This window comes from Micromonospora sp. NBC_00389 (assembly GCF_036059255.1).
GTDB lineage: Bacteria > Actinomycetota > Actinomycetes > Mycobacteriales > Micromonosporaceae > Micromonospora.
The window spans coordinates 5,474,065-5,498,955 of sequence record NZ_CP107947.1 but is presented as its reverse complement, the minus strand read 5'-3'; the positions used below and the strand labels follow the sequence as shown (position 1 = coordinate 5,498,955).

Below are 24,891 nucleotides of genomic sequence, written 5' to 3'. Positions count from 1 at the left end.
AGGGAAAGGGAAGTACCTACCCACTCCCTTCCACTCTCAACATATACCGCACCGGGGGCCTTGTGGCAAGACCCGGGTGATGCCACAGAATTGCCGGGCCAAGGCCATAACCTGCGGAAATGGGAGTCGCGAAATGCGGGTGTTGTTGTCGACGAGAGGGTCGCGCGGGGACGGGGTCTCAGGCAGATGCGCATGGCCTTCCCCCACGGTGTCGTAACGCGCCAGGACAGGGCTACCCGAGCCTGAGCGGGTGGGAGATGGCGGCGTAGAACACCGCCGCCGGTGACGCGCTGTTCGGCGCGGCGCTCAACCTCCAGACCGGCCTGTCACCGGTGGACAACGTACGCGGCCATGCCTCGGGCCGCGCGATACGCGTACGCGCAGGCCGTCCCGCGGGCCTCGACAGTGCTCGCGCGAGTGGCCATCGAGGCGATCCGTGCGCAGAGCCGCCGCGCACTCGTTCGACTGCAAGACCTCAGATCGGAGCTGATGACGTGACCCCGCTGACCACCAGCGTGTTTGATCTTCCCGACCGCCTCTCCCCCAAGGCCGAGCCGGCGCTGATCGCGGGCGACGAGCGGCACTTCGCGGCCCTCGCGGAACGCCTGGAGCAGTTGCTCGCCGACCTGTCCGACCGCCTCGACGCGGCGCGCAAGGCGCCCGGCGGCAAGGGCCGGCAGGCGGTGGACCGGGACATGGAGGTGCGCCGGCTGACGGCGCGTCTGCGCGCACTGGGTCGCTTCGGTCTGGACCTGTGCATCGGCCGCATGGTCAGCGCGGACAGCACCGAGCCCGTGTACATCGGGCGACGTGGCCTCACGGACAACGAGGGTCGTCGGCTGTTGCTCGACTGGCGCTCCCCCGCGGCTGAGCCGTTCTTCGGAGCCACCCACGCCAACCCGATGGGTCTGGCGAGCCGCCGCAGGTTTCGCTGGACCCTCGGCCGGATCAGCGACTACTGGGACGAGGTGTTCACCCCGGACGGGCTTGAGGGGCACGCCGCGCTCGACGACCAGTCCGCGTTCATCGCCAGCTTGGGCAGCAGCCGGTCGACCCAGATGCGGGATGTGCTGAGCACCATCCAGGCCGACCAGGACGCCATCATCCGCGCGGGATCGAGCGGCGCTCTCGTCGTGGACGGCGGCCCGGGTACCGGGAAGACCGTCGTCGCCCTGCACCGCACCGCCTACCTGCGCTATGCCGACCCTCGCCTCGGTCACGGCCGAGGCGGTGTGCTGTTCGTCGGTCCGCACCAGCCCTATCTGGCCTACGTCGCCGACGTCCTCCCCAGCCTCGGCGAGGAGGAGGTGCAGATCTGCACCCTGCGGGACCTCGTCCCCGAGGGTGCCGCGGCAACCATCGAGACCGACCCGGACGTGGCCCGCCTGAAGTCGTCCGCGGACCTGGTGAAGGCGATCGAGGCGGCCGTCAGGTTCTACGAGGAGCCGCCGACCGCACCGATGACGGTCACGACGGACGAGGCCGACATCCGGCTGAGCGCCGACGACTGGGCCGAGGCGTTCGAGGCGCCGGGGCCCGGCGCCCCGCACAACGAGGCGCGTGACGAGGTCTGGGAGGAACTGCTCACGATCCTGACGGACAGGTACGACGGCGATGAGCCGGATGACGTGGTCCGCAGGTCGCTGCTGCGGAACAGGGAACTGCGCACGACCTTCAACCGCGCCTGGCCGCTGCTCGATGCGGCCGACCTCGTCGGAGACCTGTGGTCGGTGCCCGCCTACCTGCGCAAGTGCGCTCCCCGGCTCAGCCCCGACGAGGTCCGCAAGCTGCAGCGCGGCGACGCCCAGGCCTGGACGGTGTCCGACCTGCCGCTCCTGGACGCGGCACGGCAGCGGCTCGGCGACCCGGAGGCGTCAATGCGTAAGCGTCGGCAGGGGGCCATCGTCGCCGTCGAGCGCGAGCGGATGGCCACGGTCGTCGACGAACTGATCGAGGCCCACGCCTATGACGACGGCGAAGGCGTGCTGTCGAGCCTGCGCCAACTGGATCTCCAGGATGCCCTGGTCGACGAGACCGCGCTGCCCAGCGCCGACCCTGACCTGCTCGCCGGCCCGTTCGCGCACATCGTCGTGGACGAGGCTCAGGAGCTGACCGACGCGGAGTGGCAGATGTTGGTGCTCCGCTGCCCGTCCCGAAGCTTCACCATCGTCGGGGACCGTGCCCAGGCCCGGCACGGGTTCACGGAGTCCTGGCAGGAACGGCTCGAACGGGTCGGGCTCGACCGGACCAACCTGGCCTCCCTGAGCATCAACTACCGAACGCCGGAAGAGGTCATGGCGGAAGCCGAGCCGGTCATCCGGGCCGTGCTCCCGGACGCCAACGTGCCGACGTCGATCCGCGGCAGCGGCGTCCCCGTCGTACACGGACCTGCCTCTGATCGGGATTCGATCCTCGACACCTGGCTCGCCGCGCACGCCGAGGGCATCGCCTGCGTCATCGGCGATCCCACCTTCGAGTCGACGTCCCGGGTCCGGTCGCTGACCCCGGAGCTGTCGAAGGGGCTCGAGTTCGACCTGGTCGTGCTCGTCGACCCGGAGGCGTTCGGCGCGGGCGTCGAGGGAGCGGTTGACCGCTATGTCGCGATGACCCGCGCGACCCAGCAACTGGTCATCCTCACGAACTCCTGAGGTCCGGGAGTGGGGGGCGGCGTCCCGGTCAGGAGGTCTTAGGCTGCGGGGCGTGCCCCTGGATGTGCGGGAGGCGGCGGCCCGCGACAACGCCGAATGGTGCGACGTCGTCTGCGGCAGTCACGGGTTGACCGGCCGGATCGACGCCGACGCCTGGTCGGTCCCCCGCCGCTCCCCACCCTGGTACCCGGACGCGGTCACCCTGCGCCCGGGCGTCGACGCCGGCGCCCTGCTGGCCCGGATCGACGCCGGGTCCGGGGCGTCGGTGAAGGACAGCTTCGCCGACCTCGACCTCACCGGACACGGCTTCCGGGTGCTCTTCGACGCGCAGTGGATCCACCGGCCGCCGGCGGACCCACCGGCCGGCCCGCCGCTCACCCGGGTCACGACGCCCGCGGGGCTGGTCGCCTGGGCGGCGGCGCACGGCGGCGGGGAGCTGTTCCGCCCGGCACTGCTGGCCGACCCCCGGGTACGGGTGCTGGCCCGGTACGACGACCGGGGTGCGGTCGTCGGCGGCGCGGTGGTCAGCGGCGACGGCGTGTACGGCGTCTCCAACCTGTTCGCCCGTACCGGCGACCCCGGCGAGATCTGGCACGGGGTGCTCACCACCCTGCCCCGGCTGCCGCTGGTCGGCTACGAATCCGGCCCGGACCTCGCCGCCGCCCGCAAGGCCGGCTTCGTCCCGGTAGGGCCCCTCCGAGTCTGGCTCCGCGACTGACCCTCGACCCCGGTGATCATGAAGTTGGCGGCGCGAAACGCCGGCATCGAGGGCGATAACTTCATGATCGCCGGGGCGGACGCAGCACCGACACCAGCGCCAGCGTCGGCACCAGCAGCAGCGGCACCACCAGCAGCGCGTCCAGGGTGCCGACCCGGTCGCCGAGCAACCCCAGCAACGGCGGCCCGCCCAGGAACGCGGTGTAACCGATCACCGCGACCACGCTGACCCGGACGGCGGCGTGCGCCTCCTCGTCGGCCGCCGCGCTCATCCCGACCGGGAAGCCCAGCGACGCGCCGAGGCCCCAGAGCGCGACGCCGACGATGGCCACCGGCCCCGAGCCCGCCAGCACGGCCAGGCTCGCGCCCACCACGGCGAGCAGGATGGTGCCGCTGAGCACCGGCACCCGACCCCACCGGTCCAGCGCGATCGTGCCCGCGGTGCGCCCGAGGGTCATGCCGACGACGAAGACGCCGAAGACCGCCGCGCCGGCCGCCTCGCTCAGGTCCCGGCCGTCCACGAAAGCGACCGCCAGCCAGTCGTTGGCGCTGCCCTCGGTGAACGCCATCACCAGCACGAACAGCCCGATCAGCAGGGTGCGGGGCTCGCGCCAGGCGGCGAGCTGTGCGCGGCGGCCGGCGGCCGGGCTGGTGGCCGCCGCCGGGGCGGCCGGGTCGACGACCGGCCGGGGCAGGAACGCCCGCGAGCCGAGCACGGTGCCGGTCAGCACCACCACCGCCACGGCGGCGAGGTGCGCGCCGACCGACACGTCGAAGCGGGCGGCCCCGGCGCCGAGCCCCGCGCCGGCCACCGACCCGAGGCTCCAGGCCGCGTGGAAGCGGGGCATGACGGTACGCCCCAACCGCCGCTCCACCACCGCGCCCTCGACGTTCATCGCGACGTCGCAGGCACCCGAGCCGTAGCCGAAGGCGACCAGCCCCACCGCGACGACGATGGCCGAACCGGCCACCGTGGCGCCCAGCCCGGCCACGGTCACGCCCACCGCGACCAGCACCGTGCCCAGTCGCACGGTGCGGGCCGCGCCGAAGCGCTGGGCGAGCAGGCCGGAGGTGGGCATGGCCAGCAGTGCGCCGACGCTCATCGCCAGCAGGAGCAACCCGAGCCGGCCGGCGGAGAGGTCCAACGCCTCGCGGACCGCCGGAACCCGGGAGAACCAGCTGCCGACGGCCAGCCCGTTGAGGGTGAAGACGACGGCGACGCCGTTACGGGCGAGCCGCACGGCACGTGACGGTGCCGGGGCGGTGTCGGGCGAAACCGATGAGCTGGTGGGGGCGGTCACGGGCGGCGGGTCCTCTTTCTCGGGGTGATCTCCTGGCACGATCGCACACCTGAGAGCGCTACCACCACAAACCGGCTACCGCCCCTTACCGGCTCTGCCTCCGGTCGGGGGATGATTCGAGGCAGGTGTTCGTCCGCCCGGACGGGTAACCGGAGGAGGGGACGATGACGGCAGCGGCACACCGACCGGCCACCCTGGAGGACGTCGCGCGGATCGCCGGGGTGTCCCGGTCCACAGCCTCGCGGGTGATCGCCGGGACCGGGTTCGCCTCGCCGGCAGCCCGGGACCGGGTGGCGGCGGCCGTCGACCGGCTCGGCTACGTGCCCAACCCGGCCGCCCGGGCGCTGGTCCGGGGCGGCGGCGTACGGCTGGTGGTGGCGGTCGCGGGGACCAGCGCCGCGGTGCTGGACGACCCGTACGTCCACCAGGTGGTCGGCTCGGCGGCCCAGGTCTGCGCGCCGGCCGGTATCGGCGTGGCGCTGCACTGGCTGCCGTTGAGCGATCCGAGCCCTCTCGACCAGCTCGCAGGGGACCGCAGCGTGTGCGGCGTGGTGCTGGTCAACACCACCGCGGAGCTGCTGGCCGCCGTGCCGCGGTCGCTGCACGGCCGGGTGGTCTCGATCGGCGTCGGCTCAGCCACCGTCCCGTCGTTCGACGTCGACAACGACGCTGGCGCCAGCGAGGTGATGCGTCACCTGTACGGCACGGGTCGCCGCCGGATCGCCATGGTGACCGGCCCCCGCTGGCTGCCGTGCTCACAGCGCCCGGTGGTGGCGTACCGCCGGCTGATGCGCGAGGCCGGCCTGCCGGAGCGGGTGCTGCCCGGGGACTTCACCGCGGCACGCGGCCGGGCGGCAGCCGACGAGGCGTTGCGGCGCTGGCCGGACCTCGACGCGATCTACGCGATCAGCGACGAGACCGCGCTCGGGGTGATCGCGGCGCTGCGCGACAGCGGGGTGCGGGTGCCCGGCGACGTCGCCGTGGCCGGCTTCGACGACATCCCGCTGGCCGGCATGACCACCCCCGCGCTGACCACCGCGAGCCACCCGGTGGGCCGGATCGCCGCCGCCGCGGCCACCGCCGTGCTGGACGGCCGCCGGACCGTGCCGGAGACCCTCTTCCCGTCCGCCCTGGTGGCCCGCGACAGCGCCTGACCCGGTCAACCTGGCGGCCCGCGGCAGCTCCTGACCGGGCTGCCGATGATGGCCGGCGGTTAACCCGTGGCGGGTCGGGTAACCGCGGCGCACACCCTGCCGACAGCGAGGAGCGGTGACCCGTGTCCGAACCCGCGCCGCCGGACCGCGTGCCGGCGGACGATCAACGGCACGGCCGGTTGACCGCCCGTGCCCACCCGCCGGTGGCGTCGGCGCCCACCGGGCTGATGCCGATGACCGACGCCCACGGTGGGCCGCTGGCGATGGCGTACGCCCCGGAGCCGGCCACCGACGGCACCGCGTACCGGTTGGTGGTGCTGCTGCACGGGGCGGGCGGCTCCGCGCGGCAGGGCCTGGACCTGCTGCTGCCGGTCGCGGACGCGCATCACCTGCTGCTGGTGGCCCCGCAGGCGTCGGCGAGCAGCTGGGACCTGATCGCCGGCGGCTTCGGGGTGGACGTGCGGCGCATCGACGGGCTGCTGGCCACCGTCTTCGACGGCTATCCGGTGCGTGAGGTGACGCTCGGCGGCTTCTCCGACGGCGCCTCGTACGCGCTCTCGCTGGGCCTGGCCAACGGCGACCTCGTCGACGCGGTGCTGGCCTTCTCCCCCGGCTTCGCCGCGCCGCCGGTGACGCACGGCCGGCCGCGGATCTTCGTTTCACACGGGGTGGACGACCGGGTCCTGCCGATCGACCTGTGCAGCCGGCGGCTCGTCCCGCACCTGCACAGCCTCGGCTACGACGTCACCTACGAGGAGTTCCCCGGCGGCCACGAGGTCTCCACCCCCGTTCGCCAGTCCGCCACCGACTGGCTGACCACCCCACCCTGACCGCCCCCGGGACACACGTCACCGCGCGGGCCGAGGGCGTCGTCGGGGCGAGGAGGTGGTGGTCAGATCGCGGGGAGGCCGAGGGCTTCGTCGACGCGGGTGAGGACGGTGGCGTCGTCGTCGGGGCCGAGGCCGCGCAGCAGGTCGATGGCCGTGGCCCGGACCTGGCCGATGATCATGGCAAGCGGGAGGGTCTGGGCCGACCCGAAGAGCTGCCCGGCGGTGTGTACGGCGGCCAGCGCCAACTCGTCCGCCCGGATGGCGTGCCGGTCGGCGGCCTCGTCCTGCCCGTCCAGGTCGGCGGCGAGCGCCGAGCCGGCCTCCCCGACCGCCTCGGCCAGCGACCGCAGCGCGGCACCCAGTTCGGGCGGCGCCGGGGACGGCAGCCGGCTGAGCGTCACCCCGGCACGGGCGAGCACCCGTACGTTGCGTACCACGTAGTCGATCTGCCGGATCGACTCGTCCACCGATCGCAGACGGCCGATGTGCCGGTGCCGACGCACGTTGAGCCGCAGCGCCTCGCCGGCCGCCAGCACCCCGTCGCGCAGCCCGTCGACCCGGACGTCCATGCCACGGGCCTGGGCCAACGCGGCGACCGCGCCGGCCTCGTCCCGGCGGTCCAGCGCGTCGGCGATCCCGCCCAGCAGCCCGGCCAACTCGTCGAACGTGCGCCGCACCTCGGCGACCAGCGGGGCCAGCGGACGCCGGGCGTCGACCAGCAGGCTGACCGCGAGCGCGACCACGCCGCCGATCAGCGCGTCGACGAAGCGGAACGGCACCAGCGACCCGTCCGGCGGCGCGACCACCACCAGGTAGAGCGCGGAGACCGCGGCCTGCACCAGGGTCACGCCGCTGGCGCCGAAGGCCACCGCGAGCAGGACCGTGAGCAGGATGACGGTGAACACGGTCCAGGTGCTGCCCGGACCCAGCGCCTGCACCACCAGGTCCGCGACCAGCACCCCGGCAGCCACCCCGAGGACGACCTCGACGGCACGCCGGATTCGCTGCCCCCGGGCCTGACCGAGGACGATCAGCGCCGCGGCCGGGGCGAAGAAGGGCTGCGGGTGCCCGAGCAGCCGAGTGGCCAGCAGCCAGGCCACGGTCGCCGCGAGGGTCGCCTCCAGCACCGGCCGCCACCCGTGCCGCAGCCGTTCGCCGGCCACCCGCAGGCCGCTGAACCGCGCCATCCCCCACCTCCCCCACCGGTCATCAGGCCGCACCACTCCACACCCGGAGCGACCCTCGCGATCGTCTACCATCGCGCGATGGACCCGCTCACCGGGCTGCTCGACGGTCCCCGCGCCCGGGGCGCCCTTCCTGCTCCGCTCGGTGCTGGACCCGCCGTAAGCGCTGCGGATCGAGGACCGGGCGCCGCTGACCGTGGTGGCCCTGGTTCGCGGCACCGCCTGGCTGGTGCCGGACGACGCCCCCGCCGCGCCGCTGCGCCCCGGCGACGTGGCGGTGCTGCGCGGGCCGGACGGCTACCTCGTCGCGGACGACCCGGCCACCCCGCCGCAGGTGGTCATCCACCCGGGTCAGCGCTGCACCACCCTGCGCGGCGAGCCGCTGGCCGAGTCCATGGCACTGGGGGTACGCACCTGGGGCACCGGCCCGCACGGGTCGACGGTGCTGCTGACCGGCACGTACAACCCTGCCGGCGAGGTGAGCCGACGGCTGCTCACCGCGCTGCCGCCGCTGCTGGTGGTGCCCGCCGAGGAGTGGCGCAGCCCGCTGGTCCCGCTGCTCGCCCAGGAGGTGACCCGGGACGCGCCCGGCCAGGCGGCCGTGCTGGACCGGCTGCTGGACCTGCTGCTCATCGGCGCGCTGCGCACCTGGTTCGGCCGCCCGGACGCGGCGCTCGGCTGGTATCGGGCGGCCGGCGATCCGGTGGTCGGCCCGGCGCTGCGGCTGGTGCAGAACGACCCGGCTCGACCGTGGACGGTCGCCGCGCTCGCCGCCGAGGTGGGCGTCTCGCGGGCGGTGCTGGCCCGCCGCTTCACCGAACTGGTCGGCGAGCCGCCGATGGCGTACCTGACCGGATGGCGGCTGGCACTCGCGGCTGACCTGCTGCGCGAGCCGGACGCCACACTGGGCGCGGTGGCCCGCCGGGTCGGCTACGCCAGCCCGTACGCGCTGAGCACCGCGTTCCGCCGGGTTCGCGGCATCACCCCGAGCCAGCACCGGATCGGCGCCTCGGCCGACTGACCCGTTCAGCCGGTGGTGCTGGCGTCGGCGTACTCGGGTGAGGCGAGGAACCGGGTCAGCACCTCGACGGTGCCGGGTGTGAAGGGGCGGCCGTCGAGCACCCGGTCGCCAGGCACGAAGAGCATCGCGACGCCCTCACCGAGCACCACGTCCTCCTGCCGGGCCCGGGTGCTGCCGGTGAAGTAGTGCTTCGCCCGGCCCAGCTCGGGCAGCGACTGCACGGTGAATGGGCGCAGCGGGCCGTCGGCGCGCAGGCCGGTCTCCTCCCACAGCTCCCGCTCGGCGGTCTGCTCCGGAATCTCCCCCGCCTCGGCGTGGCCGCCGGGCAACCCCCACACGTTCGGGTGGAAGGTGGCGTTGCCGTCGCGCAGTTGCAGCAGCACCTGCCCGTCGGGATCCACCAGCAGCACGCACGCGACCACTATCACCCGACCAGCCTAAGCCGGACCGCCCTGTCGGGTAGGCGCGGGAGCGGTGGCCTGAGGCCGGAGGCGTTCTACCCTCCGAAGGTATGCAGTGGCGGATCGGTCACCGGCTGCGGAACGCGCTGATCGTCGGCGGCACCGTCGGGCTGGGCCTCTTCGGCTGGCAGGCGTCGACCGCCGATGTGCCGAGCCGACCCCCTTCCGTCGACGTCTGCGGTCTCGCCCGCTCCGAGACGATCGCCCGGATGGTGCCTGCGGCGTCGCAGCCGACGGTCGAGCACGGCAACCGCGGGTACGTCTTGTGCGTCGCGTCCGGCCGGGTAGGTGTGGGCGAGGACCGGGCCGATGTGGTGCTCTGGTTCGGTTATCTCCGATCGACCCGCCGGGAGGGCGAATCCGCGGTGCAACGGGCCCGCGACGAGGTGCACCTGTGGAGTTGCACCCGCTGCCGGACACATCCGACGCCAGTCCGAATCGGTGACGAGTCCTACGAGTACGGCGACACGCACGACGACGGGCGGCAGTCGACGATCGTCCGCGCTCGGATCGGCACGGTGACGATCACCGCAGAGCTGGACACGGCGTACGCGTCGCGGGACGCCATGTTCGAGGCGGTACGGAATCTGGTGCAGGAGGTGGCCGCGCGATGCCACGCAAGGTGCTGACCGAGTCGGACGTCGTGCTGGTGCTCGTCGTCGTCGCCCTATCCCTGGGAGGCTACGCGCTGGGAAATGTCGTCGCTGCGCCCCTGGGGCGCGCCCAGGCCGCCTCCGTGGACCGGGCGGTCGCGCCGGTCTCGATGCCCCCGTTGCCGGCGGCACCCCACTATCCACCGTCGACGCCGCGGCCGCTGCCGTCTCCCGCCGGTTCGGTCGCTGGCGCGCAGTTCGCCGCGGGCGAGGCGACTCCCTTCGGCGAGCCGGGGCTACCGATGACGGTGCTGGTGCCCCGGGACACCGAGTGGCGATGCCTGGCGTTCAGTCTTCCGGGCGTCGGCACCGCGTCGACAGCCGAGTGGGAATGCTCCGCGGGGTCCGACGACACCACCGGCCAGGAGAGCTTCCTGCGCGTGTTGCTGGCACCGTGCCCGCCGCCGTGCGGCCCCGATGCCAGGACCCGGCTGAGGCCGCCGTTCGTGGACCGACCTGTACGGGCAGTTGACGACAGCACCTGGCTCGCCGACGTCCTGACGAAGCCCGATTGGATGGGTCGCCGGACTCTGCACCTGCTGATGGAGCACGTCTGGACGGCCCCGGCCGGCGTGCTGGGACCGGGTTCCCCGGCACAGACCCTCTACGTGGCGGCGTGGCTGACCAACCGGCCCGACGACCGGGCGACGGGGGAAAAAATCATCAACAGCCTCCGCGGCCAGATGTGACGCCGAGGCGCAGAAGAACTGCACTGGGCCCAAAACTCCAGAGTAGCCATTTGTGTTGCCGGCGGCCTCATCCGAACGTGACAGCACACCGGTAAGATCGGCGACTGCGTTCTGACTGATCGCTGACTGCTCGTGGTGATAGCGATCACACACACTGAGCCCATGAACAGGAGAGTCAACCGCGGTAAGGCACTCCGCGTCGCGGTGTGTCTCCTCCTTCTCGCCGTTTTGAGCGGCTGCATGCAGCTCAACATGGGGCTCACCGTCAACGCCGACGACACGGTCGACGGGCAGCTCCTGCTGACCGCCCAGAAATCCCTGCTCAGCTCCCGAAACAAGAACATCCCGGCGGCGTTCGCGGAGCTGCGACAGAACATTCCCGCGCTGCCGCCCGGCGAGGAGACCGGCTACCAGGACGACAAACTCTTCGGCACCCAGATCAATTACCGCAAGGCGCCGCTCGCGGGCTTCGACACCGAGAGCGTCAAACTGGTGCGGGACGGCGATTTCTACCGCTTCACGTTGCCGCTCGACCCGGCCAAATACGGCGGAACAATAGCCCAACAGAATCCGCAGCAGCAGCAGGCATTTCTCAAGTTGATGTCATTCGAGATCTCGGTGACATTTCCCGGCCGGGTGATCGACACCAATGGCACCGTCAACGGCCGGTCGGTCAGCTGGAAGGTGGACTCCAACCAGGACAAGCCGACCGAACTGCGGGCCGTCGCCGAGGCACCGCCGCGACCGTCGGCCTCGCCGGTCGCCGCCGCCGACGGAGGCGGGTTCCCCTGGCTGCTGATCGTCGGCGGGCTGCTCCTCCTGCTGCTGCTCGCCGCGGTGGGCGTACTCCTGCTGCGTCGCCGTCGCCCGACGGCGCCGGCGGCCCCCGGCCCGACCTCGCCGGGCCCGCCCGCCGGCGCGCCCGGGCCCGGCTGATCCATCCGGTGGCCGGCCCCGCCGGCCACGCCCGGCTCCGGCCGCCCCGCGACGACGGCGACCGGCTCCGGTGCTCCCACCCGGGAGCACCGGACCTCACCTCACCACCACCTCATCCCGGTCGCACCATCGCAGAAAAGGGGGATCGCCGTGAACGATCTCTTCACCTGGGCCGCCCTGGGCAGCCTCGCCGGCGCGAGCGCCGCCACCCTACTGGCCACCAACGTCATCGGCGGGCTGATCGGCCCCAGCGGCGACAAGGCCCGCAAGTGGATCGCCATCGGCATCGCACTGCTGCTGTCCTACGTGACCGCGGCGTTCGCCGACAACGCCGGCGGCGAGAAGTGGATCATCGCGTTCTTCAACGCCCTGGTCATCTTCTCCGCCGCGCTCGGCGTCAACCAGATTCCGCCCGGCAACCGGCAGGCGACCCAGGCGTCGCCGACCCAGCTCGCGCAAGGCCGCGAGCCCCGCATCCTCCGCTCCTGGGTCTGAGGAGTGACATCATGATCTTCGGAATCATCAGCGCGGCAGTCCAGGTCGGCTTCGGCGCCCTGTTCGGCCTCCTGGCCGGCGGCCCGATCGGGCTGCTGATCGGCGCCGTCGTGGGCCTGCTGGTCGGCGCGGTCTTCGGCTGGGCGGTGGCCTCCGCCGGGGTGTACGGATCGGACGCCCGCGGCATCCTCCTCTTCGTCGTCGACCACACGTGGAGTCTGCTGAACACGTTCGTCGGGGCCATCTACCTGGCCGTGCACCTGCTCTTCGGGCACTCGCTGGACCGGCCCACCTCGCAGGGCAGCGGCCGGGTCAGCGTGGTGGAGGGGGTCTCGCCCCGCTACGCCACCACCATCGGCACCGTCTGCGCCGGCTCCAGCTCCGGCATCCAGCGGCACGAGGACGTGCACATCTTCCAGGGCCGCCTGCTCGGCCCGCTCTACATCCCGCTGGTGCTGGCGAACTACGTGCTGTTCACCATCGCGCCGGTGTGGCTGCTCTACCACGACCACACCAACGCGCCGATCAACCGGTTCACCCGCTACTTCGAGATCGGCGTCTACCCCCACGTCTGGAACGAGGCCATCGCCTACCGGATCCAGGGGACGCCGCCGCGATGACCAACCACGGGCGCGGACCGATCGAGACGGCCACCGCCGAGCTGACCGCCTGGCTGGCCAGCGCGGCGGGGGGACCCGTCCCGATCGGCCCGCCCCGCACCGACGGCGATGCCGCCGGGCTCACCCTCTGGCCGATGGAGCTGCGCCCGGCCCGGCAGACCCGCTCCAGCGGCGCGGTCCGCGAGCCGTACCGGTTCACGATCCGCTACCTGCTCTGCGCGGCCGGGCCGGCCGGGCTGCCCGGCCTGGACCGGGTGCTCACCGCCGCCACCAGCGACGGCAGCTATCCGGTGGTGCTGGAGGCCGGCGACGCCACGCTGTGGACGGCGTTCGGCAGCGCACCCCGCCCGGCGCTGCTGATCGACGTGCCGGCGCAGGTGGACCACCCGACCCCGGCCGCGCCGCCGGTCCTGCAACCGCTGCGGCTGCGGCAGTTGGAGCTGCGCACGCTCGCCGGCCGGGTGGTCGGCCCCGAGGACCAACCACTGGCCGCCATGCGGGTCGAACTGCCCGGCACGGCGTCCGCCACCCGCACCGACCCCGACGGCCGGTTCCTGATCGTCGGAGTCCCGCACGACCCCGAGCAACCGGGCCCGGTCCGACTCCGGCTGACCGGACGAGGGCTCGTGCTCACCGCCGAGGTCGACCCCGCCGAACCCGAGATCGTCATCGTCTGCGCGCCACCGACCCACTGACGCCCACCCGCACAGGAGGACCGATGCCCAGCTACTTCTCCCCCGGCATCTACGTCGAGGAGGTCCCCGATGGCGCCCGACCGATCGGGCCGCAGAGCACCAGCATCGCCGCGTTCGTCGGCGTCGCCCCGGACCGCTCCGCCCAACTGGGCAAGGCGGTGCCGGTCAACAACTGGACCGAATTCCTCCGGCTCTTCGCCGGCGGCGAGCAGGCGGAGAGCACCGCGCTGGCGCGGGCGGTCTTCGGCTTCCTGGACAACGGCGGCGCGCGCTGCTGGGTGGTCAACGTCGGCGAAGGCGGCGCGATCACCGGCACCGGGCAGCGGCGCGGTGGCCTGCAACTACTGGAAGCGGTCGATGAGATCTCCATCATCGCCGCGCCCGGCTTCCACGACGTGGTGGCCCACGAGGCGCTGCTGAGCATGGCCGAGCGGACCCGCACCATGGTGGCGATCTGCGACCCAGCGCCGGACATCGACGACATCTCGGCGTTGACCCGGGTCGCCACGCCGTCCTCCGGCAAGCCCCCCAAGCCCGCCGAGGGCGCGGCCAGCGGTTCCGGCGGCTCGGGCGGTCCCGGTGGCTCGGGCGGTCACGACGGGGCGGCGTACCGGCCCCGGCAGTCCGAGTTCGGCGCCTTCTACTACCCATGGCTACGCGTACGCGACCCGATCAGCGGGGAGCTGGAACTCACCCCGCCGAGCGGGCACCTGGCCGGCATCTGGGCCCGCACCGACGCCCTGCGCGGCGTGCACAAGGCACCGGCCAACGAGCCGGTACGCGGCGCCGTCGACCTGGGCTACCTGGTCACCCGACCGGAACACGACGTGCTCAACCCCAAGGGCGTCAACGTGATCCGCTACTTCGCCGGCGAGGGCATCCGCGTCTGGGGCGCCCGTACGCTCGCCGCCGAGGCCAGCGAGTGGCGCTACCTCAACGTGCGCCGGCTCAGCATCGCCATCGAGCAGGCCATCGCCAACGGCACCCGGTGGATGGTCTTCGAGCCCAACGACTTCACCCTCTGGCGCTCGATCCGGCGTGACATCGGGGCGTTCCTCACCCGGGTGTGGCGCGACGGCGCGCTGCTCGGGCGAAGCCCGGAGGAGGCCTTCTTCGTCAAGTGCGACGAGGAGACCAACCCGTCGGAGGTCCGTGACGCCGGCATGGTGATCGCCCACATCGGCATCGCCGTCGTCAAGCCCGCCGAGTTCGTGGTGTTCAAGCTGAGCCAGTGGGCCGGCGGCACCGAGACCGAGACGATCGGAGGCTGACATGCCCACCACAGCCACCCCGCAACCGGGCGCCCCGGTCGACCCGTACCGGGCGTACAACTTCAGGCTGCTCATCAACGGCGTCACCAACGGCCACTTCACCGAGATGAGTGGGCTGGAGGTGAACATCCCCGGGCAGCCGTACCGGGAGCACGGCCTGGGCCGGATGCGGATGGTGCCCGGCCAGGCGGAGTACGAGCCGGTGACGCTGCACTTCGGGCTCACCGCGTCCCGGGAGCTGTGGGACTGGGTGAACGCCACCGCCCAGGGCACGCTCAACCGCCGCAACGTCTCCGTGGTGCTGCTGGACTCCGTGGGCACCGCCGAAATGCTGCGCTGGAACCTGATCGGCGCCTGGCCCACCCGCTGGCGCGGGGCACACCTCAACACGCTCAGTCACGAGATCGCCATCGCGTCGCTGACGCTGCGCTACGAGGGCCTGGAGTTGGAGACCGGCGGTGCCACCGCGCCGACTCCCGCGTAGCTGGCTGGCCGGCCGGCTGCGCTCGGCGGCCGGGGCCGTGCAACGCCTCGCCGGACGGGTCGAGCCCAGCGTCGCGACCGGGCAGCGCTCGGTGCGCCGGCCGTCGGAGGTACGCACGGCAGCGCCGCGCCGCTTCGGGGAGCCACCGCAGCACTGGCTGGACCTGGTCGCCGCGCACGCCCCCGGTCTGCTGCAGGACCTGGACCTCGACGTACCTCCGGGCGGTCGGGCCTCGACCGACGCTGCCGACACGGACACCGGCGACGGGCGCTACGGCTGGCCCGGCCGCGAGGACGGTGCCGGACCAGCGGACCGGGGCCTCGGTGGTCGGACGACCACAGTCGGCCAGGGACCGGACGAGCCTGGTCACCGGTCCACTGCCGACCCGCGGAATGGGTTCGGGGGGCCGACCGGGATCCCCGATACGGGTGGGTTCGAGGGGTACGACGCTGCCGGCGGGCTCGGTGTCCCTGGCGGCGCGTTCGGCGGGTCTGCCGGTACCGACGGCCCTGCCGCCGCTGGTGAATTCGGCAGGCGCGACGCTGGCGGCGTCGGAGAGCCCGGCGCGGCGGACGGATCCGGAGGGCACGGCGCGGCGGACGGACCCGGTCTGGCCGGGCGGTTCGGAGTGCCCTGTGCTGCCAACCGGTTCGGAGGATCGGGCAGATGGCGGGCGGGTGGCGGGTCCGAGCCTTCCGACGACCCGTCCGACAAAGGTGGTGGACTCGGCGGATCTGGGCATGGCACCGCCGGTTCGTTCGGTGCCGCCGACACGTTCGGCAGGGGCAGCTCGTTCGGCGCCTCCGATGCGGCGGGTACTTCTGGCACCGCCGGACTGTTCGGCGCGGGGATGGCGTTCGGCGCGGCGAATGGACCGAAGCTCGATGGGACGCTGCCGGCCCGACTGCGCGTCCGTCGCGGGTTCGACACTGCGGCTGGGCCTGGTGCACCGGCGGGGTCGACTACGTCGGCCGGATCGGGTGCGTCGTCGGGACGGGGTGGAGCGGCGCAGCTTGGCGCGTCCGGCGTGGTTGGCGGGATGGCCGACGACAGGTCAGCGGCGTCTGGACGGGAGAGGGAAGCCATTGGGCCATCCCGGCCGATGATCCGCCCGGCGGTCCCCGGCACACTCGGCTCGCCCCCAGGCACCGGCCCCGCCGACCGCCGGACCGAGCACCCCAGAATGGCCTTGACCACTCCCCAACCCACCCCCGCGCGCGGTTCGCGGGAGTCGCGCCGGTTCTTGGAAGATTCCGGGCCCCCTGGGGGCACGTTCCCTCCAATATCTCCCGCCGGGTTTGAGGGAGCCTCGGATGAGTGGGACAGAGGACGGTTCTCGGCGGGCGGAGGCGGGTTCTCGGCGAGACCGGGTGGGCTCGAAGCGGACAAGGACGGGTTCGGGATCGGGCGTAGCGGGTTCGGGGCTGGCGGTGACCCGAGAGGATTCGGGGTTGGCGGCGGGCGGCTGGGCGGGGTCTCGGCGGCGGGTGGCGTGCCGCGCGGGCGGGGCGAGGGCGACGGGCCAGCCGGGTGGACGGGTCCGGCGGGTACGGGGCCTGCGACGGGCGCCGGCCCGATCGGCGTGGCCCGCGCCGCTGGCCGCGGTCCCTGGCCGGCCCTGCCGGACGAGCCGGCGTCGCCCGGACAACGGGCCGGCGAGGCGGAGCCGGGTGGATCGGGGCCGGACCTGACCAGCGGTGGATGGTCGGCGGTGGCCAGCGGCCTGTGGCCGGCGCTGCCGGACGACCGGCCGCTGTGGACAGTGCCCGGTGAGGCGCTGGACGCGGCACAGCTGAGCCGCTTGGATCGGGAACAGGCGGGCGACTGATGGAACGCGTCGCCTTCCTCATCGACTCCTCCGGGGAGCGGGTGGACTGCCTGCTCAACCCGGAGACCGTGCAGGTGACCCGGCTCGCCGGGGTACGCCATCGGGGTGCCGCCGGTGGGCAGCTCACCGGGGCCGGGCTGGCGGACGACCCGCTGGTCTTCACCGGTGGCGGCCGGACCGAGCTGGTGCTCGACCTGCTCTTCGACGTCGACTTCGTGGAGGCGCAGGTCCGCCCGAGCGACGTACGGGTGCTCACCCGTCCGCTGTGGATGTTGGCGGAGAACTCCACCGTCGAGCACGGGTGGCTGCGGCCGCCGCTGGTCCGGCTGGTCTGGGGCAAGACCTGGAACGTGCCCGGCGTGATCATCGCGGTGGCGGAGCGGTTCGACGCGTTCACCGGCACCGGCTCGCCACGGCGCTCCTGGCTGCGACTGAAGCTGGTCCGGGCGGCCGAGACGGCCGACCAGGCGGAGGCCGGCTTCGCCGAGGAGCTGGCTGCGGCGAACACCCCGACCGCCGCCCCGGGCAGTGCGGTGGTCGCCGCCGGTGACGGCGCCGCCGAGCCGGGGCGCTCCGGGGTGCGCTTCGATCTGCTGGCCAACGACGCGCTCGGCTCGCCGCTGCGCTGGCGGTTGCTGGCCGAGCACAACCGGATCACCGATCCGCTGGCGGTGCCGGCCGGCACCACACTGGCCGTTCCGCCGGCCGGTGCCACCCCGGCCGGCGGGATGGCGGGCAGCGGGTCGACGCTGGCTGGTGCGGTGGCCGGGGTCGCCCGGGCGGTGGCCGGCGCGGTCGGTGCTGGCGCGTCGTTCGTGGGCGCCTCGATTGCCACCGCCCCGGCGGCCTGGGGTGCGGCGACCGGAACGAGGACCACCCCAACACCGACCGGCGGCAACCCAGGCAGCACCAACCCCGGCGGCACCACCCCGGGCGGTGCGCCGTGACCAGCGTCGCGCCCCGGGCGCTGACCGTCCTCCTCGATGGCGTCGAGCTGGCCGGCGCGGCCCGGCAGCGGGTCCGCTCACTGCGGGTGGCCGCCCGGCTCGACCAACCCACCCAGGCAGAGCTGATGCTCGCCACGACCGCCGGGGGCGGCGCGTTCGACCCCCCGGTACGCCCCGGCACGGCGCTCGACCTGCGGCTCGCCGATCATCCCGACGCGCTGTTCACCGGTGAGGTGACCTGCGTGGAGGTCGAGTACGCCGCGGACGGCGCCGCGGTGCTGCGGCTGCGGGCGTACGACGCGTTGCACCGGCTGCGCAAGCGACAGGGGCTGCGGGTCTTCACCTCGGTGACCGCCGCCGAGCTGGCCCGGGAGCTGTGTGGCGAGGTCGGGCTGACGGTGACGGCGGAGACCGACGGGCCGCGGCTGGAGCGGCTGCTCCAGCACCGGCACAGTGATCTGGAGCTGCTGCGCGAGGTGACCGGCCGGGCCGGGCTGCACCTGGCCGCCGACGGCGACGGGGTACGTCTGATCACCCTCGCCGGGCACGGCGAACCGGTGAAGCTGGCCCTCGGCGCGAACGTGCACACCCTGCGGCTCGCCACCAACCTGGACCAGGCCAGCGGCGCGAGCGCCGCGTTGGGCTGGCACCCGCAGCGGGCCGAACCGATCAGCCAGCAGGCCGACGAGGCGCGCTGCGGTCGGCCGGCGGGCGACCGGCCGGACCCGGCCGACGTGGGCGCCGACGGGGTACGCACAGCGGTCGACCAGCCCGGCCGCAGCGACGACGAGCTGGCGGCGCTGGCCCAGGCCCGGCTGGACACCCGGGCCGCCGCGCTGGTGACCGCCGAGGGGGTGGCCGAGGGCGATCCGGCGCTGCGACCCGGCCGGCGGATCGACCTGAGCGGCGTACCGGACCAGGTCGCCGGGGCGTACGTGCTGACCGAGGTGGTGCACACCGTGGACGGCAGCGGCCACCTGACCCGGTTCTCCACCGTGCCACCGGCAGCCCCGCCAACCGGAGCCGGCGCAACGGGTGGAGCGGCCGGCGCGGTGGTCACCCTCGGCACCGTCACCGACGTCACCGACCCGGACGGGCTGGGCCGGGTCCGGTTGACCCTGCCGGCGTACGGGGACCTGGACGTCGGTTGGCTCGCCGTGCTCTGCCCGGGCGCGGGGCGCGGCAAGGGGCTGGTGGCTCTCCCCGATCCGGACGACACCGTGCTGGTGGTGCTGCCCGGCGGCGAACCGGCCTCGGGCATCGTGCTCGGCTCGCTCTTCGGCGCCGTCGAGCCGTACGACGCGGGCATCGACGACGGCCGGGCCCGCCGCTGGACACTGCGCACCGCCGGCGGGCAGTCGATCGTGGTCGACGACGTCCAGCGCAGCCTGCGGCTGGCCACCGAGGGTGGTAGTTGGCTGGAGCTCACCCCCGACCTGGCCACCCTGCACGCGGCGACCGACCTGGTGATCTCCGCGCCCGGCCGGGCCATGGTGGTCCGTGCCCGCAGCGTGGACTTCCTGCACGCCGAGTCGACCGAGGACCCGACCACCGCGGCCGAGCAAGCGCGTGCGCTCGCCCGCGCACACCACGAAGGAGGCGGCTGATGCGCTGGATCCACCGCGACTCGGTGATCACCTGCGACCACGACGGCCGGGTCGAGAACCGGCCGTCGCAGCGGTGGGTGACCGTCACCGGCGTGCCGGTGCTGGTGGACGACGACCCGGAGGGACGGAAGATCATCGCCTGCCCGAACTACGGACCGACCATCAAGCCGTGCACCACGACGGAAACGTTGCGCGTCGGCTACAGCGAATGGCTGCGGGTCGACGGGCACCGGGTGGTGCTGGACAACCTGGAGGGGTTCACCAACGGCACGCCGCCCAACGCGGTCCACCACACGGTGCGCGACCCGCGCCAGCGATTCCTGGGGGCGGACCGGTGAGGGCGTTCCGCTTCGTCGGCGCAGGCTTCGACGCCGGCCGGTCCGGTGGGTTGGCGCTCACCGCGGCCGGCGGCCTGGCCATGACCGAGGACGACGAGAGCGTACGCCAGGCGCTGTTCCTGCTGTTGTCGACCACGCCGGGCGAGCGGCTGATGCGGCCCGGGTACGGCTCCCGGCTGCACCGGCTGATCTTCGCGCCCAACGACGACACCACCGCCGGGCTGGCCATCCACTACGTCCGGCAGGCCATCGCCCGCTGGGAGCCCCGGGTCGAGGTGATCGACGTGGACGCCGGGCCGGATCCGGACGACGCGTGGCGGCTGGTGATCCGGCTGGACTACCGGGTCCGGGCCAGCCTGACGCCCGGGCAGTTGGTCTTCTCTGTGGACCTGCTCCCGATCGACGAACCGGCGCAGGAGGGACCGTCATGACGCTGCCCGTGCCGCACCTGGACGACCGCGCGTTCCTCGACCTGGTCACCGAGGCCCGGGAACGGATCCGGCAGTCCTGCCCGGCCTGGACCGACCTGTCGGCGCACGACCCGGGCATGGCACTGGTGGAGGCGTTCGCGCACCTCACCGAGGTGATGATCTACCGGCTGAACCAGCTGCCGGAAAAGGCGTACGTCTCGTTCCTGAACCTGCTCGGGGTGGCCCGGCACGCGCCCACCGCGGCGTGGGCGGACGTCCGGTTCACCCGCAGCGGCACCGACCGGGGCAGCGTGCGGATCCCGGCCGGCCTGCGGGTCGCGGCGGCCCGCGGCGCCGATCCCCGCCCGGTCGTGTTCGTCACCACCGAGCCGGCGCTGCTGCCCGCCGGCGAGGCGTCGGTGACCGTGCGGATGCACCACTGCGAGCCGGTCGAGGCGGAGCTGCTCGGCACCGGCACCGGCCAGCCGGGCCAGGTGCTGCGGGCGGCCCACGCCCCGCTGGCGCACACCGCCGAGGCGCTGGACCTGCTGCTCGGGGTCGAGGTGCCGGCCGGCACGGTGGAGCTGGGCGCGGCGGCCCGCGAGCACGACGGCCGCACCTTCGAGATCTGGCGGCCGGTGGACAGCTTCGCCGGGCTCGGCCCGCAGGCCAAGGTGTACCTGGTGGACCGCTGCTCGGGCACGGTCACCTTCGCTCCCGCCCTCGACCTGCGGCCGCCCGCCGGGCCGGCCCACCCCGACACCCCCGGCGAGCCCACGCCGACCGATCCGGCCCCGCCCGCGGATCTCGCGGCAAGTGATCTGGCGCGGTTGCCGGTGACCGTGGCGGCGGTGCCGCCGGCAGGGCGGCAGGTGCGGCTCTGGTACCGGGCCGGCGGCGGGCCGACCGGCAACGTGGCCGCGGGCACCCTGACCAACCTGCGCGACCCGCTGCCCGGCGTACGGGTGGACAACCCCGCGCCAGCGGCCGGCGGGCGCGAGATGGAGGCGCTGGAGTCGGTGCTGCTGCGCGGCCCGTACGAGTTCTTTGCCCAGCAGCGCGCGGTCACCGCCCGGGACTTCGAGGTGCTGGCCACCAGCTCCGGCGCGGTGGCGCGGGCCCGCGCGTTCACCCGCGCCGCGGTGTACAGCTTCGCCCGGCCGGGCGAGGTCGAGGTGGTGCTGGTGCCGTACGTGCCGTCGACGGCCCGCCCGGGTGGCCGGTTGCCGGTGGCGGTGCTGCGCGAGCACGAGGTGCCCGAGGCGCGGCGCCGGGTGGAGGCGGACCTGGAACAGCGCCGGATGGTCGGCATCCGGTCCCGGGCGACCTGGGCCCGGTTCAAGGCGGTCTCGGTGCAGGCCCGGGTGGTGGTCCGGCGGGAGGAGGACGTGGACGCGGTCCGCCGGCGGATCCACGACCGGCTGCACCAGACGCTGAGCCCGCTGCCCACCGCGCTCAACCCGACCGGCTGGCCGTTCGGCGAGCCGCTGCGTGCGTCCAACGTGTACCGGCTGCTGGAGCACGCCGAGCCGGGCGTGCGCTACGTCGAGTCGGTCCGGTTCGTGGTCGACGAGGCGCCCGACGCCGAGGTGCGCGCCCTCGCCGTCGACCAGTACCAACCTCGCACCTGGTACGCCGGGCGGGGCGCGGTGCTGTTCCGCTCCAGCAACGCCGGCGCGGGCTGGGAGCCGGCGGGCCGGTTCGACGGCGAGACGGTGCTGCGGGTGGCGCCCGCGCCTGCGCCGGTACGGCCGGGCATCGTGCCACGTCCCGGCTCGGTGGCCGTGGTGACGCTGCGCGCCTCCGGCGGGTCCCGGGTGCACCTGAGCACCGACCTGGGCGAGACCTGGTCGCTGCTGACCGACCTGGATTCGCGGATCTCCGACGTGGCCTGGCTGGACCGGGACGGCGCGGGCGCGCTGCTGGTGGCCACCGACACCGGCCTGTACGAGGTGTCGCTGCTGCCCGGCGCGGTGCCGTTGCAGATCCTGGTCGACCCGTCCGACGCCGACCGGGGGTTCTACGCGGTGCGCGCGTTCGTCTCCGAGCGGGGTGCGCCCGGCGTCGCGGTGGCCGCGCAGGCGGGCTTCGGGGTGTACCTGTCGACCGCCGGCGGCCGGCCGGGCAGCTTCGCCCACGTCGGTCTCTCCAACGTGGACAACCGGGTGCTGGCGGTGCAGTACGACGGCCCGGCCACGCTGCTGTGGAGCGGTGCCGGTGAGCCGGATCCGAAGAAGCCCGGCCAGGGCTGCCACCGCACCCGGTTGTTCGAGTCCGACGTGCAGTGGCAGACCGTGCAGGGCGGCTGGATCGGCGGCACCTGCCGGGACCTCGCGTTCGCCGGCCCGCTGGCGGTGGCGGCCACGCAGAGCGGCGGAGTGCTGCGACTGGACACCCTGGCCGCGCAGCCGCAGTGGCAACCGGTGATGGTCAACTGCGGGCTGCCGCTGCGCGACCGGACCCGGTTCGTACCGGTGGACGCGATCGCCGTGAGCGGCAGCGCCACCACCGGCGCCGGTGGCCAGGCGGTGGAGCGGCTGATCCTGGCCGGCGGCGAGCGCGGGGTGTACCGCAGCGCCAGCGCGGTGGACTGGACCGCCACCGCCAACCAGGCCACCGCCGACGTGGTGACCGTCCCGGACACCTGGCTGCTCTGCTCCGGCGAGCACAACATCGAGGTGGTGCGGCAGGATGCGACGCTCGGCGATTGAACGGCTGCTGCCCGCCGCCTACCAGCGGGCCTGCGTGCCGGGCAGCGTGCTCTGGGCGCTGCTGAAGGTCATGGAGGAGCTGCACGCCCCGGACGAGGCCATCCTCGCCGAGGTGGACGCCCTGTTCGACCCGTACCGGGCGCCGGACGGGCTGGTCGCCCAGCTGACCCGCTGGGTGGCGATGGACCACGTCGTGGCCTCGCCCCGCCCGGACGCGCCGCTGCCGTTGCCGGTGGGCCGGCTGCGCGACCTGGTGGCCAACGGGGCGCTGCTGGCTCGTTGGCGTGGCACCCCGTACGGGATGCGAAGAGCTCTCGAGGTGGCTACCGGGTTGAGTGGTTTCGCCTTGGACGAACCGGCCGAGCAGCCGTTTCACGTCGTGGTGCGGGTACCGGCGGCCGCCGCCGGCCAGCTCGCCGTGATCACCCGAATCGTCGAGGCGGAGAAGCCCGCCTCGACCACCGTCGAGATCGTCGTCGCAGAGGAGTCGTCATGACCACCGAGTGGGCGGTCGTCGCCGCCGCCGAACAGTTCACCCTCGACCCGCGCAACAGCGGCGAGTTGACCTTCACCGTCTCCAACCCGGGCAACGCGCCGGACACGGTGGTGTTCGACGTGGCGCCCGGCGACGGCTCCCAGCGGGCCTGGTTCACCGTCACCGAGCCGCAGCGGGTCGTGCCCGGGCAGGGCTCGGTCTCGTTCCTGGTCAAGCTCGCCGTGCCGGCCGGCACCCCGCCCCGGCGCTACGACATGACCGGGTTCGCGTACTCGGCGAACACCGCGCCGGAGGAGAGCTCCCGCTCCAGCGGCCGGGTCACCTACGAGGTACGGGCGGTCGCCCCGCCACGGCGTACCCCGTGGCCGTGGATCGCCGCCGCAGCGGCGCTGGTGCTGGTGGTGGTGACCGTGGGGGTGGTGCTGCTGACCCGCGGCGGCGATCCGGACCCCGGCGAGCCACGGGTGGTCACCCTTGAGGCGGAGAGCCTCGTGGACGCCGCCGTGGTGGAGTCACCGCGGACCAGCGGGGCGGTCGTGGTGGCGCAACCCAACTGCTGCGGGGTGACCTGGTCCGGGGACAAGCAGCTGTTCTTCCAGGGGCTGGCCATCGGCGACCAGGTCACCGTGACGGTGCAGATCCCGGCCGACGGCACGTGGCGCTTCGCCGCCGTGCGCACCACCTCGCTCGACTACGCCAACACCGTGTTCGCCATCGACGGCAACCAGGTCGGCGGGGCGTTCCTCGGCTTCACCCCGACGGTGCAGAAGACGGAGTTCCTGGACGTCGGCACGGTTCGGCTGACCAAGGGTCCGCACCGGGTCACCCTGCTGGTGGTGGGCAAGACGCAGGGCACCAACCGCTACTTCGCGGGCGTTGACGAGATCCGGTTCACCGAGCTCGTGGCGCAGGCCGTCGCGCGATGAGTGGCCGGCAGAAAGCGCTGCTGGGGCTGCTCGCCGTCCTGCTGGTGGCGCTGTTCGTGGTCGCGGTCGGCGCGGGCCGCGACGACCAGGGTGATCCGGGGGCCCGGCACGGGCTGGTCGAGCGGTTGGGCGCGCTGGGCGGCGAGCGCTCGGCCGTCGACCCGGCCACGGTCAGCGCCGACTGCGCCGACGAGACCGGCGTGCTGGTCTTCTCCGGTAGCTGCGTGCTGCGGGTCGCCGACCCGGGCGGGCTGCGCACCCTGGTGCTGCGCAGCGGGGCACGGTTCACGGTCGTCGCGCCGGCGCCCGGCGACGCCGAGCTCACCATCCGCGACGAGGTCGAGCCGGCGGCGGACGGCACGGGCGCGGTGGCGAAGGTCGCCGTCGACCAAGCGACCGAGGTGGCGGTGACCTGTCCCGGTCTCGGTGGCTGCACGGTCACCGTGGCCACGTCCTGACCGAGAAGGCG

24 protein-coding genes and 1 pseudogene are annotated in these 24,891 nt (G+C 73.7%); 22 read left to right on the top strand and 3 right to left on the bottom strand.

Annotated features, from left to right (window positions below):
* The first annotated feature begins 503 nt into the window (after positions 1-503).
* Positions 504-2,648 carry an RNA polymerase recycling motor ATPase HelR gene (gene helR, locus OG470_RS25955; protein WP_328426602.1) on the top strand — a complete coding sequence of 715 codons (2,145 nt, stop codon included), beginning with the start codon at positions 504-506 and terminating at the stop codon, positions 2,646-2,648.
* Positions 2,649-2,700: 52 nt separating this feature from the next.
* On the top strand, positions 2,701-3,366 hold the full coding sequence (locus OG470_RS25950; protein ID WP_328416294.1) for a hypothetical protein: 666 nt from the start codon (positions 2,701-2,703) through the stop codon (positions 3,364-3,366).
* Between the two features lie 61 nt (positions 3,367-3,427).
* Here the strand turns inward: OG470_RS25950 and OG470_RS25945 are convergent, their stop codons facing one another.
* Entirely contained in the window at positions 3,428-4,666 is a 1,239-nt protein-coding gene (locus tag OG470_RS25945) for an MFS transporter (RefSeq protein ID WP_328416292.1), read from the bottom strand.
* Positions 4,667-4,830: 164 nt separating this feature from the next.
* On the opposite strand from OG470_RS25945, the gene OG470_RS25940 reads away from it, so the two are divergent.
* Both OG470_RS25940 and OG470_RS25935 read left to right on the top strand, forming a co-directional pair.
* Positions 4,831-5,820 carry a LacI family DNA-binding transcriptional regulator gene (locus OG470_RS25940; RefSeq protein WP_328416290.1) on the top strand — a complete coding sequence of 330 codons (990 nt, stop codon included), beginning with the start codon at positions 4,831-4,833 and terminating at the stop codon, positions 5,818-5,820.
* A gap of 122 nt (positions 5,821-5,942) precedes the next feature.
* Entirely contained in the window at positions 5,943-6,650 is a 708-nt protein-coding gene (locus OG470_RS25935; RefSeq protein WP_328416288.1) for an alpha/beta hydrolase, read from the top strand.
* 62 nt (positions 6,651-6,712) lie between these two features.
* Here OG470_RS25935 and OG470_RS25930 read toward each other — a convergent pair whose 3' ends face one another.
* Positions 6,713-7,837, bottom strand: a complete 1,125-nt coding sequence (locus OG470_RS25930) for an FUSC family protein (RefSeq protein ID WP_328416287.1) — start codon at positions 7,835-7,837, stop codon at positions 6,713-6,715.
* Positions 7,838-7,915: 78 nt separating this feature from the next.
* Between OG470_RS25930 and OG470_RS25925 the strand changes: the two are divergent.
* Positions 7,916-8,855: pseudogene (locus tag OG470_RS25925) on the top strand (AraC family transcriptional regulator).
* A 5-nt stretch (positions 8,856-8,860) separates the two neighbouring features.
* Here OG470_RS25925 and OG470_RS25920 read toward each other — a convergent pair.
* Positions 8,861-9,283: an NUDIX domain-containing protein gene (locus tag OG470_RS25920; protein WP_328416285.1), complete on the bottom strand. Its 423-nt coding sequence runs from the start codon at positions 9,281-9,283 to the stop codon at positions 8,861-8,863.
* Between the two features lie 83 nt (positions 9,284-9,366).
* On the opposite strand from OG470_RS25920, the gene OG470_RS25915 reads away from it, so the two are divergent.
* From OG470_RS25915 to OG470_RS25835, 17 genes are all read left to right on the top strand, one after another.
* A complete protein-coding gene (locus OG470_RS25915; RefSeq protein ID WP_328416283.1) occupies positions 9,367-9,945 on the top strand; it encodes a hypothetical protein in 579 nt (192 codons plus the stop codon).
* Positions 9,927-10,658 (top strand): hypothetical protein, encoded by a 732-nt coding sequence (locus tag OG470_RS25910; RefSeq protein WP_328416281.1) that lies wholly within the window; start codon positions 9,927-9,929, stop codon positions 10,656-10,658. The genes OG470_RS25915 and OG470_RS25910 overlap by 19 nt, the downstream gene beginning before the upstream one ends.
* Before the next feature lie 240 nt (positions 10,659-10,898).
* Positions 10,899-11,594, top strand: coding sequence for an LppM family (lipo)protein (locus OG470_RS25905; protein ID WP_328416279.1), 696 nt, complete (start codon positions 10,899-10,901; stop codon positions 11,592-11,594).
* 150 nt (positions 11,595-11,744) lie between these two features.
* On the top strand, positions 11,745-12,089 hold the full coding sequence (locus tag OG470_RS25900; RefSeq protein WP_328416277.1) for a hypothetical protein: 345 nt from the start codon (positions 11,745-11,747) through the stop codon (positions 12,087-12,089).
* Between the two features lie 11 nt (positions 12,090-12,100).
* Positions 12,101-12,709, top strand: a complete 609-nt coding sequence (locus OG470_RS25895) for a glycine zipper family protein (RefSeq protein WP_328416275.1) — start codon at positions 12,101-12,103, stop codon at positions 12,707-12,709.
* Complete coding sequence (locus tag OG470_RS25890; RefSeq protein ID WP_328416273.1) at positions 12,706-13,404, top strand: carboxypeptidase-like regulatory domain-containing protein; 699 nt, start codon at positions 12,706-12,708, stop codon at positions 13,402-13,404. The genes OG470_RS25895 and OG470_RS25890 overlap by 4 nt, the downstream gene beginning before the upstream one ends.
* 23 nt (positions 13,405-13,427) lie before the next feature.
* Entirely contained in the window at positions 13,428-14,675 is a 1,248-nt protein-coding gene (locus OG470_RS25885; protein WP_328416271.1) for a phage tail sheath family protein, read from the top strand.
* Position 14,676: 1 nt separating this feature from the next.
* Positions 14,677-15,159, top strand: coding sequence for a phage tail protein (locus OG470_RS25880; RefSeq protein ID WP_328416270.1), 483 nt, complete (start codon positions 14,677-14,679; stop codon positions 15,157-15,159).
* 1,582 nt (positions 15,160-16,741) lie between these two features.
* Positions 16,742-16,987 (top strand): hypothetical protein, encoded by a 246-nt coding sequence (locus OG470_RS25875; RefSeq protein ID WP_328416268.1) that lies wholly within the window; start codon positions 16,742-16,744, stop codon positions 16,985-16,987.
* Complete coding sequence (locus OG470_RS25870) at positions 16,987-17,934, top strand: CIS tube protein (RefSeq protein ID WP_328416266.1); 948 nt, start codon at positions 16,987-16,989, stop codon at positions 17,932-17,934. Before OG470_RS25875 ends, OG470_RS25870 begins: the two co-directional genes overlap by 1 nt.
* Complete coding sequence (locus OG470_RS25865) at positions 17,931-19,541, top strand: contractile injection system protein, VgrG/Pvc8 family (RefSeq protein ID WP_328416264.1); 1,611 nt, start codon at positions 17,931-17,933, stop codon at positions 19,539-19,541. The genes OG470_RS25870 and OG470_RS25865 overlap by 4 nt, the downstream gene beginning before the upstream one ends.
* Complete coding sequence (locus OG470_RS25860; RefSeq protein WP_328416262.1) at positions 19,541-19,879, top strand: hypothetical protein; 339 nt, start codon at positions 19,541-19,543, stop codon at positions 19,877-19,879. Before OG470_RS25865 ends, OG470_RS25860 begins: the two co-directional genes overlap by 1 nt.
* The gene (locus tag OG470_RS25855) at positions 19,876-20,310 is read left to right on the top strand and encodes a GPW/gp25 family protein (RefSeq protein ID WP_328416260.1); all 435 of its coding nucleotides are present in this window, start codon (positions 19,876-19,878) and stop codon (positions 20,308-20,310) included. The genes OG470_RS25860 and OG470_RS25855 overlap by 4 nt, the downstream gene beginning before the upstream one ends.
* Positions 20,307-23,000, top strand: a complete 2,694-nt coding sequence (locus OG470_RS25850) for a putative baseplate assembly protein (protein ID WP_328416258.1) — start codon at positions 20,307-20,309, stop codon at positions 22,998-23,000. Before OG470_RS25855 ends, OG470_RS25850 begins: the two co-directional genes overlap by 4 nt.
* Positions 22,981-23,496 carry a phage tail protein gene (locus OG470_RS25845; RefSeq protein ID WP_328416256.1) on the top strand — a complete coding sequence of 172 codons (516 nt, stop codon included), beginning with the start codon at positions 22,981-22,983 and terminating at the stop codon, positions 23,494-23,496. Before OG470_RS25850 ends, OG470_RS25845 begins: the two co-directional genes overlap by 20 nt.
* Positions 23,493-24,422: a hypothetical protein gene (locus OG470_RS25840; protein WP_328416254.1), complete on the top strand. Its 930-nt coding sequence runs from the start codon at positions 23,493-23,495 to the stop codon at positions 24,420-24,422. Before OG470_RS25845 ends, OG470_RS25840 begins: the two co-directional genes overlap by 4 nt.
* On the top strand, positions 24,419-24,880 hold the full coding sequence (locus OG470_RS25835) for a hypothetical protein (RefSeq protein WP_328416252.1): 462 nt from the start codon (positions 24,419-24,421) through the stop codon (positions 24,878-24,880). Before OG470_RS25840 ends, OG470_RS25835 begins: the two co-directional genes overlap by 4 nt.
* Positions 24,881-24,891 lie beyond the last annotated feature (11 nt).

What these genes read in the sequence shown, in the direction of transcription:
- OG470_RS25940 (WP_328416290.1), top strand. Translation starts at nt 4,831, where the DNA reads ATGACGGCAGCGGCACACCGACCGGCCACCCTGGAGGACGTCGCGCGG.
- OG470_RS25930 (WP_328416287.1), bottom strand. Translation starts at nt 7,837, where the DNA reads ATGGCGCGGTTCAGCGGCCTGCGGGTGGCCGGCGAACGGCTGCGGCAC.
- OG470_RS25915 (WP_328416283.1), top strand. Translation starts at nt 9,367, where the DNA reads ATGCAGTGGCGGATCGGTCACCGGCTGCGGAACGCGCTGATCGTCGGC.
- OG470_RS25910 (WP_328416281.1), top strand. Translation starts at nt 9,927, where the DNA reads ATGCCACGCAAGGTGCTGACCGAGTCGGACGTCGTGCTGGTGCTCGTC.
- OG470_RS25905 (WP_328416279.1), top strand. Translation starts at nt 10,899, where the DNA reads ATGCAGCTCAACATGGGGCTCACCGTCAACGCCGACGACACGGTCGAC.
- OG470_RS25895 (WP_328416275.1), top strand. Translation starts at nt 12,101, where the DNA reads ATGATCTTCGGAATCATCAGCGCGGCAGTCCAGGTCGGCTTCGGCGCC.
- OG470_RS25890 (WP_328416273.1), top strand. Translation starts at nt 12,706, where the DNA reads ATGACCAACCACGGGCGCGGACCGATCGAGACGGCCACCGCCGAGCTG.
- OG470_RS25885 (WP_328416271.1), top strand. Translation starts at nt 13,428, where the DNA reads ATGCCCAGCTACTTCTCCCCCGGCATCTACGTCGAGGAGGTCCCCGAT.
- OG470_RS25880 (WP_328416270.1), top strand. Translation starts at nt 14,677, where the DNA reads ATGCCCACCACAGCCACCCCGCAACCGGGCGCCCCGGTCGACCCGTAC.
- OG470_RS25870 (WP_328416266.1), top strand. Translation starts at nt 16,987, where the DNA reads ATGGAACGCGTCGCCTTCCTCATCGACTCCTCCGGGGAGCGGGTGGAC.
- OG470_RS25860 (WP_328416262.1), top strand. Translation starts at nt 19,541, where the DNA reads ATGCGCTGGATCCACCGCGACTCGGTGATCACCTGCGACCACGACGGC.
- OG470_RS25850 (WP_328416258.1), top strand. Translation starts at nt 20,307, where the DNA reads ATGACGCTGCCCGTGCCGCACCTGGACGACCGCGCGTTCCTCGACCTG.
- OG470_RS25845 (WP_328416256.1), top strand. Translation starts at nt 22,981, where the DNA reads ATGCGACGCTCGGCGATTGAACGGCTGCTGCCCGCCGCCTACCAGCGG.
- OG470_RS25840 (WP_328416254.1), top strand. Translation starts at nt 23,493, where the DNA reads ATGACCACCGAGTGGGCGGTCGTCGCCGCCGCCGAACAGTTCACCCTC.
- OG470_RS25835 (WP_328416252.1), top strand. Translation starts at nt 24,419, where the DNA reads ATGAGTGGCCGGCAGAAAGCGCTGCTGGGGCTGCTCGCCGTCCTGCTG.